We start from the raw sequence: 13,568 nt of genomic DNA, 5'->3' as shown, positions 1-13,568 counted from the left end.
ATGAAGGATACGAAGAGATTTTATGCATTGCTGCTAATTGCGCTGTTTGCAGGTGTACGTTTACAGGCTCAGGACCATATGTATTCGCAATTCTTCAACTCGCCCAACTATCTGAATCCGGCCCTTAACGGCCAGTTTGAAGGCGATTTGCGCATGAACCTCATCTATCGCAATCAATACTCGTCTGTTGCAGGCGGGGGCTTAACCTATCTTACCGCATCAATAGATTATAACGTACCGCGCTTCGGCGGCGGCTTTGGGCTCATGTTTACCAGAGGCAGCGAGGGTACGGCTTATCTCACCAAAAATAACATCTCTGGTATATACTCCTATAGCATAGGCAACGATGATTTCGTACTTTCTTTTGGCTTGCAGGCAGGCGTAACCAACCGCGCGGTTGATTATACGAAGTTGATCTTCAGCGATCAGATAGATCCCCGGCTGGGTTATATCCCCGGCTCGGTGAGCGGGGCCGATGCAGCGTTATTCAATAATAAATTCTTTTTCGATTCGGGTGCAGGTCTTAACCTCACTGCAGGTAATTTCAACATTGGCGGAGCCGTGCAGCATATTAACCGCCCCAACGAATCGTTTACCGGCGTGCCGGCTAAACTCCCTATGCGCGGTGTTTTCCACGCCAGCTACCGCTACAACGTAACGCAGGACGACAACCTGGACGAGGACCAAAAATCATACATCATACCCTCGGTAGTATTTTACAAACAAAGCCAGGCGCAATCTTTAAGCGTGGGCTTTCAGTACAAACGGCGCAGCATAAATGCCGGGCTTTGGTACCGTAGCGGTGGCCTCAGCAACGGGCCAAGTTCTATCGTAGTATCTTTTATTTTCGATCTGTTCATCAACCACGAAGGTGGTGAAAAAATGCGCCTGGGCGTAAGCCACGATGTACCATCCGGTCGCGGCCTCAACTATAGCAATACCAGTGGTACTACCGAAGGCAGTATTGGGTACGAAACCACACTGCCCTACCGCAGTAACGAGTACAGAAAATTCAATGGTGCACGCCGTTGTTACGATTTTTATTAAATTCGTAAATTATTAGAGCGAAACAGGGCAATTATTAAGGGAAATGCAAGAGGCGCAAAAAAAATACCTAAAAGAAGAGCAAGCAAAGAAGAAAAAAGCAAAAAGTAGTGTATGGATACTGGTTGCGTTTGGCGCAATATTCGTAGTTATACTCATAAAAATCGCCACTTCCAACTCGGTAAGTGTGTTTAGCGGACTGCCGGATAGCGACGCTGCTTATGCCATTGCAAAGGTATATATCCGCCCTACGGTACTGGCATCAAGTGTATCGTTTCACGATGATGAGTATAGATTCGCCAAAAAATCAGATTCGGTTTACGTAATTAAATCCTCCTACTCGGCTGTAACAAGCAGCGGCGAAAAAACAACCACCAACTTCACCATCTCGTTGAAATACATGGGTGGTGCGGGCAACCGCGAGGAGAGTTGGAAACTACTTGATTTGAACCAGGAATAGCAATTTACTGCCATAGTTGATATGGACGATACCCAAAAAGAATTTATTATTAATGGCCGTGCCGTTATTGGCCGTGCACAATATCAAACGCTGGTAAACAGCGGCGGGCACGCTATCATTGCCGATGAACCCTTAGATGAAGGCGGTACCAATACAGGGATGTCGCCCTATAACCTGTTGCTGGCCAGTTTGGCCAGCTGCACGGTAATTACCCTGCGAATTTATATCAACCGTAAGATGTGGGCTATAGACGAAGTTGCTGTCGACTTGCAAATGTACCGTACCGGCAACGGTATCCTGATAGATAGCGCAATATCCTTCAAAGGCGAAGTAACGCAGGAGCAGCAGAAACGCCTGGTGGCTATTGCCGATGCCTGCCCAATTCACAAAATATTGGTAGGCAATATTACCATCACCACCAGCATTGGGCAAAAAGCTTAGCAAATCAGCTGTCGGTTGCAAATTTAGAAGCAAAGAAAAAGCCGGGGTCACTACTCCCGGCTTTTAACCAAACAATTAAACACATAGAATATTATAATTTGAACGATACGCCCAGGTTAACGGCATAATCGGCAAATGCAGCATCACCGTGGCTATTGGTACCGGTTAGCTGGGTAGAAATCTTATCAGGCACGCTTTGCGTACGGTTGCGCACAATAGCAACCGGCACGAAGGTGTATATCGAGAATTTGCTGATGCGGTAGGTTACGCCCGGTTCTATAGAAGTGATATAACCCGGCCTGCGGAAACCGTTGCTGCCACCAACCAGATCTTTTACCGGAAGGCATTCGTAACGGATACCGGCAGAGAAATTGAATTTGTTTAGGCCATAGTTTGCACCTGCCCTCAGCATCAGCTGATCGGGTACGCTCATGATATCGCTACCGTTGGCCAATGCTTTGGCACTCGGCGTACCGCCACGGGCCGATGATACGCCGTTAAGTTCGCGCGGGCTGATGAGGTAGTAAAAACTACCGTAAAGGCCAAATTTATGCGAGAAGTTATAGTATGTATTGATATCGGTAGTGATGCCGGTGCCGCCATCGCCCAATTGGATAGATTGGTCTACAGGGCCAAGGGTTTTAGCACCATCTGTGCCGGTGTTGTAAAAATAATCCTGGTAGGTGTAGCTGCCTGTGGGCAATTTAAGACCCAGGCCTATCTGTATGTTGCCCTTGGTTGCTTTGGCAGGGTTAAGCAACCAGGCATAAGCCTTCAAGGTAACGTCACCCACGCCAAAGGAATGCGTAAGACGGCGTTCTTTACCACCGTGCTCGTAAAGCGACGAACGGCTGTTGGCCAACACCGGAATATCCAGCGAGAACGACCAGCGGTTGTTAAAGATGCGCGTAAGCGTAAGATCTTGCGCGTAAGAATGGTTGATAACGTTAGTACCTAATTCAATACGTTGTTTCTGCTCTTCAGAACCCACGAAGTGCTTATAAGAGCGATAGTAACGGCTATTGCTATTGAACAGCCATATGCCGCCTAATGTGGTGCTATCGGGGTGCTCGTCCATATTGCAGAGGCCGCCCGTGCTACGGATGGCCACGCAGCCTTGTGCGCTTGCTTTTGTGGAATTAAAAAGGATAAAAACGGCTAGTACAGCCACTAATTTTAAGGTGGTTTTCATGTGTGATATTGGGCTTTAAAAGAATGAAATGAGTAAACGCTGTCACGCACCGGGGCGTGTGTTTGCAGGCTGTTTACAGGTTTATCAATTGGTTAATGATGTTCTATTTGTTTGCGTTTTGCAAGAGCGGATAAGCTAAAACCTGAGGATGCTTGTTTAAGAGCCAACCATAATGCCAGTATAGATCCGTAACTACCGCCGCGTTCTATCCACTCGAATAATTCATAGTGGGGATAAAACAATTCGGTGGCTATTTTCCAGATCAATAATACGAGCAATATATTCCTGATGGGTTTGACGAGCACGATAAGGGCGGCAGTGATCTCAAAAACGCCCACAAATACAGCCACTTTAGCCGGGTGCGTAAACCCAAGCGAAGCGTACTGATTAAGCAAAGCTTTCTTTTCGATGATATTGAGCCAGCCATGGCCAAGCAGCAGCATAAATACCACCATACGCAAACACTGGCTTACAGTTTCCAGTGTTTGTGGTGTGGTTACGGCGGCAGGATTTATCTTTGTAAACAAAGCCTGCCGGTTTTTTATGCCTCCGGATAATATCAGCAGGGCCAATGGCGCGCCAAAATTACCGGCACGTTCAATAACTTCTGCAAATGGCTCGCCCGAAAGGGGCCGTAAAAACGCTGTCAAAACACCCCAGAACACCAGCCATAAGGCAATAGCACGTAGCGGGTAAACCAGCATAATTACCCCCATCACAATATCTATCCCACCAACCCAAGGCATTAAGGTATAGGCCATTTCTTTACCAATGCCAAATACGGCAAAGTAATTACACCATATCACTTTGGTGATGATGCCGAATGCACCATGGCCTATAAAACACATAGCAACTGCTATGCGTAAAATATAATGAAGCCCTTGTTCTGTTTTCACGGTTTAGTCTCTCTCTAATTCTCTCTCTTGCAATTATATTAATTTGCGCCGTCGGTTTTAGCGCGGTTTACAGCATAGGTACCTACTTTTACGCCGGTAGCCAGGCCAACGGTACAGTCGTTACGGTAGTGAATAGCACCGTATAATCTGGACATGCCCGCTTCGTTGGCCATCGTCATAAATTCTGTGGCACGTTCGGGAACCAGATAGCCCAGCACCGTTGCCGCAGCACCACTAAAGGTAGCGTGGCCCGATATGTACGATGGAAAGTTGGGTATGCCTGTCAGCGTTTTTATGCCGGCCACCATTTGTGTTGGGCGCGGGTTAAAGTAAAAGTATTTGGTATCCCAGCATACGATAGCCGCATCCATTTCGGCCATGTTTAGCAAGGCCATATTACGTGCCCAGCGCACTTCGCTCCAGTTATGTTTCACAAATTCCTCAGCAGCGATGCTATTCCAGTGGCCCGGAGGCGTTGCGGTACCAACGCCGTCTGCCCAAAACGCAACAATGCGTTCGTGATCGCGGTCATAGTTTTTGCTCATGGCCATCACTTCATCCATATCTTTCTGATACTCAGCCGAACCCTCTTTGAAAGGTGCGGCGGGGCGAATGGCCACTACATCCGCAGCAGGCATCAATATTGGTGTAACCTTTGGAAACAACGGCAACATAGGCGGGCGGTGTGGCAGTTCCAGGCTTATCCAAGGGGTGTTACCGGCTGCTTTTGCATCTGTTTCTAATTTTGTCCAGTCGTCTTTTGCCCCGGCAGCAAGGTTTGCTTTATCTGCACGGGCACGTGCCAAGAACACATTGGCAACCTGTTTGCCCAGGTTTTCGCCGGCATCCCAATCCGAGCGGGTGTTAGCGCCGGCCATTAAGCGGTATAGTTTCTCTTCGGCAACCTTTTTTTGTATGTAATCCAAATCGCCGGGGAATAGCAAAATCATCATCTGGGCAGTTGCGCCTGCAACCGCCGCGTCTTCGCTTGGGTACGATGGCAATTTTGACTTGGGTACCAATGCCTGCACATTGGCATCGTTAGCATAAGGAGCTTCGCGCCTGTAGCCACTAGTGTATTTGAATTTAAAGGTTTGCACCAATGCATCGTACTGTGCAGCACTTACGTAAGCATAAGCACGGGCAGCATATGGCGGGTTAGAAAAGGGAAAAAGCGGATAGGCCAAAGGGTTAGCCGCACTGGGAAAGGGGTAGGTTCCGTCGTCGTTTTGGTAGGGCGGCAGGTTATGTTTGGCCACCAGTTCGCGCAAGATTTCGTTCCAGCGCAATACCGAACCTGCGCTCCAGTATTTAATGATATCTTTTTGTTCGCTGGTAAGATTCTTTTGGTAGCTTTTTATCTCGTTCAGGTCGGCAGTGTAATTGGGCGTACCTTTCGCATCCGGTAAAGCTAATGTGAATGTAGACGAACCCGTTAAGATTGGTGTCCATGCACCCGCTGTCGAATCGGGATTAGCCGGCGCAAGTGCCTCGAACACCTGATTACGTTCGGTAATATCCTTTTTGCACGATGCTGCAAAAAGCGATACGGCCATTAATGATGATATATATAGTATCCTTGTTTTCATGATGGTGATCCTCTCTGCTTAGTTCTTTTCTTTTTTAACCGAAAAAACATAATCTATACCGCCCATAATTTGGGTGTTTTGCCCAACATTGCGGCCCGATGTTACGTAGCTACCGCCGATGGTAAACTCGAGCCCTCTAACATACTGAGGCATGTATTTTACTAAACCGCCTACTGCAGTAGCATTCATGCGGTTGCTGGGGAAAGGCATGTTGTTGCGGGTGATATCGAAACCACCCAATGTGGTGTATTTGGTGGCAATAGCCTCTACGTTGAGCAATAAACTACGAAAACCCGCGCTAACCAAAAAATTTGTGGCGTTTGGCAAAGCAACCTGGTTGGTGTAGTGCATTTCGGTAGTGTAATAGGCATCACGGTCGATAGTGATATTGTCCTTGCGGATGTACTGGCCCGCACCGGCAATAAAGAACCTGCCGCGCTGGTAGTTAATTAAACCGCGTAGTGCTACGCTTTTGCTGCGGCTGCCCAGTGCGAAAGGCAAATAATCGCCCTGGTAATCGCTAACGGGTATAGAACCTGTTGCAATAGCGTGAAAGCTTAAAATGCCCGTACCTATTTGCTCGCGGATGGCCATCCATTTAAAAGCCAGGTTGATATCCTGAAAACCGCGCTGGCCACGCAAAGTGCCCGCACTGGCTTTGGTTTGGATATAGGGCACAAATGCCGAAATATTGATGCGGTTGCTCAACCCGTAAACCAAGCCAGCATTGTAAATATTGGAACTGACGGTGCCCAGGTTTAAGTTATCGCGTTTGAGGGTGCCTTCCCAGTAATTATCCCAGCTGTTGTGGGCATACATGCCGGCTACGCATAAATAATTTTTCGGGATCATGATAGCATCGCTTTCCGTTTGCGCACAAACCGTTTGTGACAAAGCAACGCAAGCAATAATACCAACACAATACCTGTAAGTATATCGTAAAAAGTATTTCATAAAGGAATTTTAACAGTTAATAAAGTAAACAAGCAGCATGGTGCTGTGCGTCCGTTTAAAAGCGGCAGCAGGGAAGTAGCCATAAAATGTTCAGGACTGGTTCAGAAACACCCTGCATGACGCACGGCAGCGCATTTACCAATAAAAGCAAGAAAATTTGGGCTACTAATAAGATGTCAAATATATTAACCGGCGAAGTTTGGCGGTTTGCCTGGAGATTCGATGTAAGGGTTGGTTAACTTAGCAGATATAGGGTTCTCATGTCCTTTCACTGGTTGGGCGTATGCAACATAGCTGTAATGCATAGCGGGGATATTATACTCAAACCCTCCTGAGGCTTTCTTTACCGATGATTGCTCTGCTCCCTTTTTGGTAAGGGGTACATCAGCTACATCTTTGGCTACGATTAAGTTTGCGCTTACGAGGCGTGTTTTAACACTGTTGGCAATACATACCAGGTACATGGTATCCCGAGTCATTTTAACACCAACGTAATTATAGTAATTATCTTTAAGCTGAACCTGACCTTGCACGTGTTCGTAATCGGCCCAATCCTTTATCTGGGGCATATGTACAGGTATTTTTATCTGTACCAGCTGGGTTGCATCTACTTTGTTCTCGTAAATCTGCTTCACCATCTGGGTTTCGGAACGGTGAATGAAATATTGAAAAAAAAGCGTGTAGCCCCCTGCATAAAACAGGTGAACGCTTAATAGCAATATAACAAAAAACCTTTTCACAATATCCTATGCAGATTAGGGAGTATAATTAGTTGGTAAATATATATAAATATTTTTATTCGCAAACATTTTTACCAATTTGTTGTAATAGCGCAAGATTGTTACACATGGAAATAGAGGTGAGATTTGAGACATGAGATTTGAGATAAAAGGAAAAGCCACAGGTTTTCCTCAGGCAGTTCTTCCCTTCGTTATTCAACATTCGAAATTCGGCGTTCGATATTATCCTCCTCTATTTCCCAGGCTTATATATCGCCACCCCTACCCTCGAATCGGCACAGCCATAATAAAGAAACCACTTGCTTTTGAAATAAACCAGGCCCTCCATAAACACGGTACCCGCGGGGTATTGTCCGCTTTTTTCGAAAGCTTCCTGCGGTACGAAGAAGGGTTTATCCAGCCTGCCTATAGGCTTGGTTGGGGCCGTTGCCGAAAATACCACCTGCCCGCCGCAGTACGAGTTGGCGGTATAGTTCTTATCGCCGTAGGTTGGGTTGTTTTTGCCGTTATATAATAACACGATGCCTTTGGCAGTTACGATGGCCGGCGGCCCGCATTCGGTAAGGTCACTATCGAAAAAGTTGCGGCGGGGCGAGATAAGCGGCCTGAGCGTGCTATCCCTGTTTATTAGCGGTGTCCAGTTCACCAGATCGGTAGAGGTGGCGGCGTATACGCCGGTTTCGCCCCAGTACATCCAGTATTCGCCGTTTATTTTGGCGATAACCTGTTTACCATTAGATAGTTTGGTAATGACGGAAGCCGATTTACTTGCTATCTTATGGAACCTGCCACCATATGCCTTTCGGAATATTGGGCCATGCTTTACCCAGGTTTTGAGATCCTTTGAAGTAGCGACGCCCAGGCGCGGCATATCGTGGTTCCATTGGGTGTAGAAAACCACGTAGGTGCCGTTGGCCGTCATGGCCACGCGGGGGTCCTCGCAGCCGCCCGTCCACTCAAATTCCTTTTGGCTATCGTTAGCTGGATACAGCACGGGTACCGGCGAGCGTTTTACGCTGATACCATCCTTGCTTTCGGCCAGGCCCAGGCGGGATGTGCGCCCCCCTATCCCCGTGCCCGATTTATCCTCGGCACGGTACAGGATATATATCTTGCCGTCTTTGATAGTAGCGGCGGGGTTGAAAGTATCGTTGCTTTCCCAGTCTACGCTACGCTTGTACATCGGATCGTTGAAACGGGTGGTGGTATCCGGACTAATCAAAGGGTTCACCCCCGCCGGCCGCACAAAGGGGCCGAAGGCCCAGGCAGGTAGTTTTGTTTGAGCCTGCGTAGCACCCGAAAGCAACAACAGCAGGCCGAAAGCATGCAGGATTTTATAAAAGTTTCTTGTCATAATTGGTTTAATCTAATGGCATCAGCCGCGCCAGGTAGCCATCCGTATCGTCTTCATCCAGAATCTCAATCGCCCACCCTTCTTCGGCGGCAATTTGTATCAACGTATCTGCGTCTACGTAAAGCCATTGGAACCAATCGGTTTTTTGGCCCTTGTAGGCATATTGGTACCACACTTCGCCGTAATAATTACCGGCGGGCGGCGCACCCTCATACAAATAAGCAATATCAGATGAATCGAATAATAATTGGCCGCCGTGGTTCAAGAGTTGTTTGGCGTGCTGTAAAAATACACGTAATTGTTGGATATTCCCGCAGAGGCCTATGCCGTTCATCAACAATAACAAAGTATCGTATTTCTCCTCGGTATAGCTAAATATATCCTGTACAAACGCCTGCTTCACACCCCGCTCCTGCATGAGCTGCACCGCCAGCGGCGATATATCCATGGCGGTTACGTCTGCACCTTTTTGCTGCAAAAACAGGGCATGACTGCCCGCTCCCGCGCCGATATCCAGAATACGCCCACGACAGTGGCTCAGGGCCAGCACTTCCAGATCGGGCATTTCCGCTTCGGTACGGAAATACACATCCAGCGGCATCTCCTCTTTGGGTCCGTATTTGTTATGGATGAAAAGCTTAGCAGCCTGACGCCCTTTATAGGCATCATACAGCGCCTGCCCGAATATATCTTTTGCCAAATGAGTTAAAATTTATGGTTCAAAGGAAAGCATTGTAGGGTAAAAATGGAAGTTATTATAATTGCCGCCTTGTTTTAAGAGAAATAAATACAGAGCCACACAAAGCTTGCCCTGTTTGATAAGGGATTGAACACGAATTAAAAAAGATTTATACGAATTTCACAAAGCGTTGTGTTTATCAATTAGGTTTTATTTGCCAGGAGGACTAAGCTTAAAATTAGTGGAATTAGACTCAATTCGAAAAAATAGTGTTATTCAAACAACACGAATTAAAAAAGATTTATACGAATTTCACAAAGCGTTGTGTTTATCAATTAGGTTTTATTTGCCAGGAGGACTAAGCTGAAAATTAGTGGAATTCGATTTAATTCGAAAAAATAGTGTTATTCAAACAACACGAATTAAAAAAGATTTAATCGAATTTCACAAATCGTTGTGTTTATCAATTAGGTTTTACTTGCCAGGAGGACGAAGCTGAAAATTAGTGGAATTAGACTCAATTCGAAAAATTAGTGTTATTCAAACTACACGAATTAAAAAAAGATTTATACGAATTTCACGAAGCGTTGTGTTTATCAATTAGTTCGATTTAATTCGAAAAATTAGTGTTATTCAAACAACACGAATTAAAAAAGATTTATACGAATTTCACGAAGCGTTGTGTTTATCAATTAGGTTTTATTTGCCAGAAGGACGAAGCTGAAAATTAGTGGAATTCGATTTAATTCGAAAAATTAGTGTTATTCAAATCTTCGCGCCCGTGTTGATAACCCCCCTTGGGGCTTCCTGCCATTTCAACTCCCGTACTGCACAATTTAACTCTCCAGATAACCGAATGTATTTTTGTAACATTTTCAATACACTTTGAAAAAATCCTTTATCTTTATAGCCTAATTAAGTTATATACTATTGTTCAAACTGCTGTTTCAAAGTGTCGGCGTTTGCCGTAATGCTTTCAAAACAACGAAAAAAAGCACAGCCGATGGCCAAACAAGGGCAACTTAGCCTGTTTTACAAAATTTTTAGCAATAGGTACTTCATCCTGGCGGTGTGGATATTCCTTGCCGTTTTCTATACTTACAAGTACATCGGCTACGGGTCTATCAACAATTACCTCATTTTTAAGTACACCTATTTCAATGCCGCTATGGGGCATAACCTGTACGCCGCTTACCCTCAATTTTATTCAGATACTAACCACTACGGCCCCATCTTCTGCCTAATCATCGCGCCATTCGCACTGCTTGCGGGCAATCTGGGCCTCTATTTTTGGCAAATTTGCAACGTGGCGTTCCTGTTTTGCGCCATACAGCTACTGCCCTTAAGCACGCTCAAAAAGAATATCATCTGCATTATCTGCGCGCAGGAACTCATCATCTCCCTCAAAGAATTCCAAACCAACGGTGCCATTGCCGCACTGCTTATCTTTACCTGGGTACTGGTAGAAAATAAGAAAGATTTCTGGGCATCGCTGTTCATTATGCTGGGCCTCTTCGTAAAACTTTACGGGGTTGTGGGTGTGGTGTTCTTCCTGCTATCCAAACAAAAAAAGCAGTTCATCGCTGGTTTGTTCTTTTGGGGCGCGGTACTCTTTGTGCTGCCAATGCTTTTCTTCTCGCCGGCTTTCGTGGCCCATTCGTACATCGATTGGTACCATTCGCTGATGGAAAAGAACGCGCAGAACATTTCCATGTCTACCCAATATCAGGATATATCTGTAACCGGTATGGTGCGCCGCATTGTAGGCCATCAGATAAATATACTGCCCATACTGCTTACCGCCGTAGTGTTATTTGCGGTTTCATCCTTAAAAAAACAAATGGCTGCCGATTTGCGCAGCCGCCTGCTGATGCTGGCTAGTTGCCTGCTGTTTGTGGTGTTGTTCAGTACCAGTTCAGAGCATCCTACGTATATCATCGCCTTCGTAGGCGTAGGCATATGGTTTATGAGTGCCCCGCAGCCGGTAAACAAATGGCAAATTGCCTTATTCGCATTTACGCTATACTTTGGCAGTTTGTTCCGTACCGATATTTTTCCGGCCTATATCAAAAACAATTTGATTATGCCCTACGCCCTTAAAGCCCTGCCCTGCCTGATGGTATGGCTGACTATAGTTACCGAAATGCTGGCCAAAAAGCCTGCAGCCGTACAGCCCGAAGCTGCCCCTCTTAACGATATGATAACCCCTACCCCTACAACGATATGAGATCCGTACAGGAACGCCCAAAAACCAGGACTGCCCCGCCCCGCAAAAAGGTGTCGGTTGTGGTGCCGGCTTTTAACGAGGCCCAAAACCTCCCCATCCTGATCAAGGGGTTGAGGCAGGTGTTTGATACCCTGCCCTACGATTATGATTTTGTTTTTGTGGACGACGGCAGCAAAGATGATACCGCCGATGTGCTCCGCACCCTCCACGTGCAGGATAACCGTATCCACTATATTAAACTGAGCCGCAACTTTGGCCACCAGAACGCGCTGAAAGCCGGGCTAGACTATGCCGACGGCCACTGCATAATTTGCATGGACGGCGACCTGCAGCACCCGCCGCAACTCATCCCCGCCTTTTTAAGCAAATGGGAAGAAGGCTACGATATCGTTTACAGCAAGCGCACCTCTACCGAAAAGGTAAGTTTGTTTAAACGCGCTACATCCAACATGTTTTATGCGCTGGCCAACCGCCTCAGTGAGATAAATATGGAACCTGGTACCGCCGATTTCCGCCTGATTGACCGTAAGGTGGCCGATGCGCTTTTGCAATTTAAAGAGATTGACCCCTTTTTGCGTGGCATTATCAAATGGCTGGGCTTTTCGCAATACGGCATCAGCTACACGGCGGACCCTCGGCACTCCGGCAAAAGCAAATACTCTTTTATCAAAATGGTGCGCTTTGCTTTCCAGGGGATAACCTCCTTTAGCATACGCCCGCTTTATTTTGCGGTTTACCTGGGCTTTGCCTTCTCTACCATAACGGCTATCTGCCTTCCTTATGTGCTATATTGCTACTATACGGGGAACGCCGTTGTAGGGTACGCTTCTGCCGCATGGGCATCTATATTAATGGCGGTTTTCTTTTTGGGAGGCCTGCAGTTAATTATTATGGGTATTATAGGCATTTATGTGGGCAAAATATTCCTGCAAACGAAGTTGAGGCCGAATTATGTGGTAGAGAGCAGCAGTATTAAACAGCCCCAGTATGATCTTGTTGAGTTTTGATGTAGAAGAGTTTGATATGCCGTTTGAGTACGGCAAAACAATTACTTTCGAAGACCAGATAGCCATATCCGCTACCGGCACCCAAACTATACTGGCTATGCTGCAAAGGCAGCAGGTAAAGGCCACGTTTTTTTGCACGGCTACCTTTGCCCTGGCGCGTCCCGACCTGGTCAGGCAGATTATTGCCGACGGCCACGAAGTGGCCTCGCACGGCTATTACCATTCAGAATTTGAACCTGCACACCTGCTCAGCTCCAAACTGGCATTGGAAGCCATTACGCATACGCCCGTTACCGGCTACCGCATGGCCCGCATGATGCCCGTAGACGAAACTGAGATACACAAAGCAGGCTATGTGTACAACAGCTCCATTAACCCTACCTTGTTGCCCGGGCGGTATAACAACCTCAAGGTATCGCGCACCTATTTTATGCAGGATGGCGTGTTGCAATTACCCGCATCGGTTAGTCCACGTTTGCGGTTGCCCCTGTTTTGGCTGGCCCTGCACAACTTCCCCCTATGGTTTTACAAATACCTGTGCCGAAAGACCTACCAGGCCGATGGCTACCTTAACCTGTACTACCATCCCTGGGAATTTACCAACCTGCACAATAAAGCACGCTTCGGCTTCCCCGGCTATGTAAGTAAAAACAGCGGGGAGGCGATGTTGCAAAGGATGGAAGATTTGATTGTAAGTTTTAAGCAGGGTGGATTGCCGTTTGGGACGATAAGCGGCTTTTTGGAGGGGAAATAACATTCTTAGAGTACTTTGTGCTTTGTCTGTGGACGCTGTGTTTGATTTTTTTTAACACAAAGTACGCAAAGAGGGGAACACAATGAACACAGAGGCAAAAACTGTACTATTAACCTGAGTTCGATTAATCAAAAGGCGGCCATCTGATTAGAATAGGTCGATTGATAAGAGATGGACGGTTTTTTAGGAAAAAATGAGTATGCGATTAATCCAGCCACGATATTAGCGATA

At 46.6% G+C, this 13,568-nt stretch carries 13 protein-coding genes and 1 pseudogene; 6 read left to right on the top strand and 8 right to left on the bottom strand.

Annotated elements, in window-relative coordinates:
* The 3 genes from E2R66_RS20390 to E2R66_RS20380 are packed head-to-tail and all read left to right on the top strand — an operon-like array spanning position 1 to position 1,945.
* The gene (locus E2R66_RS20390) at positions 1–1,047 is read left to right on the top strand and encodes a PorP/SprF family type IX secretion system membrane protein (protein WP_133234196.1); all 1,047 of its coding nucleotides are present in this window, start codon (positions 1–3) and stop codon (positions 1,045–1,047) included.
* Positions 1,048–1,090: 43 nt separating this feature from the next.
* Positions 1,091–1,504, top strand: coding sequence for a hypothetical protein (locus tag E2R66_RS20385; RefSeq protein WP_133234194.1), 414 nt, complete (start codon positions 1,091–1,093; stop codon positions 1,502–1,504).
* 21 nt (positions 1,505–1,525) lie between these two features.
* A complete protein-coding gene (locus E2R66_RS20380; protein ID WP_133234192.1) occupies positions 1,526–1,945 on the top strand; it encodes an OsmC family protein in 420 nt (139 codons plus the stop codon).
* A gap of 91 nt (positions 1,946–2,036) precedes the next feature.
* Here the strand turns inward: E2R66_RS20380 and E2R66_RS20375 are convergent, their stop codons facing one another.
* The 7 genes from E2R66_RS20375 to E2R66_RS20345 form a co-directional block, all read right to left on the bottom strand.
* Positions 2,037–3,137 (bottom strand): hypothetical protein, encoded by a 1,101-nt coding sequence (locus tag E2R66_RS20375; protein WP_133234190.1) that lies wholly within the window; start codon positions 3,135–3,137, stop codon positions 2,037–2,039.
* Between the two features lie 92 nt (positions 3,138–3,229).
* On the bottom strand, positions 3,230–4,033 hold the full coding sequence (locus tag E2R66_RS20370) for a hypothetical protein (protein ID WP_133234188.1): 804 nt from the start codon (positions 4,031–4,033) through the stop codon (positions 3,230–3,232).
* Positions 4,034–4,071: 38 nt separating this feature from the next.
* The gene (locus tag E2R66_RS20365) at positions 4,072–5,622 is read right to left on the bottom strand and encodes a phosphatase PAP2 family protein (RefSeq protein ID WP_133234187.1); all 1,551 of its coding nucleotides are present in this window, start codon (positions 5,620–5,622) and stop codon (positions 4,072–4,074) included.
* Between the two features lie 18 nt (positions 5,623–5,640).
* Positions 5,641–6,576 (bottom strand): hypothetical protein, encoded by a 936-nt coding sequence (locus E2R66_RS20360; protein WP_133234185.1) that lies wholly within the window; start codon positions 6,574–6,576, stop codon positions 5,641–5,643.
* A gap of 185 nt (positions 6,577–6,761) precedes the next feature.
* Positions 6,762–7,316, bottom strand: coding sequence for a hypothetical protein (locus E2R66_RS20355; protein ID WP_133234183.1), 555 nt, complete (start codon positions 7,314–7,316; stop codon positions 6,762–6,764).
* Positions 7,317–7,548: 232 nt separating this feature from the next.
* Positions 7,549–8,670 (bottom strand): glycoside hydrolase family 130 protein, encoded by a 1,122-nt coding sequence (locus E2R66_RS20350; RefSeq protein WP_133234181.1) that lies wholly within the window; start codon positions 8,668–8,670, stop codon positions 7,549–7,551.
* A gap of 7 nt (positions 8,671–8,677) precedes the next feature.
* Complete coding sequence (locus E2R66_RS20345; protein WP_204985965.1) at positions 8,678–9,370, bottom strand: class I SAM-dependent methyltransferase; 693 nt, start codon at positions 9,368–9,370, stop codon at positions 8,678–8,680.
* Positions 9,371–10,352: 982 nt separating this feature from the next.
* On the opposite strand from E2R66_RS20345, the gene E2R66_RS20340 reads away from it, so the two are divergent.
* The 3 genes from E2R66_RS20340 to E2R66_RS20330 are packed head-to-tail and all read left to right on the top strand — an operon-like array spanning position 10,353 to position 13,337.
* The gene (locus E2R66_RS20340; protein WP_158288461.1) at positions 10,353–11,576 is read left to right on the top strand and encodes a glycosyltransferase family 87 protein; all 1,224 of its coding nucleotides are present in this window, start codon (positions 10,353–10,355) and stop codon (positions 11,574–11,576) included.
* Complete coding sequence (locus E2R66_RS20335; RefSeq protein ID WP_133234177.1) at positions 11,573–12,583, top strand: glycosyltransferase family 2 protein; 1,011 nt, start codon at positions 11,573–11,575, stop codon at positions 12,581–12,583. The genes E2R66_RS20340 and E2R66_RS20335 overlap by 4 nt, the downstream gene beginning before the upstream one ends.
* Positions 12,564–13,337, top strand: coding sequence for a polysaccharide deacetylase family protein (locus E2R66_RS20330; protein ID WP_133234175.1), 774 nt, complete (start codon positions 12,564–12,566; stop codon positions 13,335–13,337). The genes E2R66_RS20335 and E2R66_RS20330 overlap by 20 nt, the downstream gene beginning before the upstream one ends.
* 128 nt (positions 13,338–13,465) lie before the next feature.
* On the opposite strand, the pseudogene E2R66_RS29400 reads toward E2R66_RS20330, so the two are convergent.
* A pseudogene (locus E2R66_RS29400) lies at positions 13,466–13,568 on the bottom strand (IS982 family transposase); the annotation flags it as partial.

It is taken from the genome of Mucilaginibacter psychrotolerans (assembly GCF_004519315.1).
Lineage (GTDB): Bacteria > Bacteroidota > Bacteroidia > Sphingobacteriales > Sphingobacteriaceae > Mucilaginibacter > Mucilaginibacter psychrotolerans.
The sequence above is the reverse complement of the archived record's forward strand: the minus strand, read 5'-3'. Positions and strand labels throughout refer to the sequence as shown.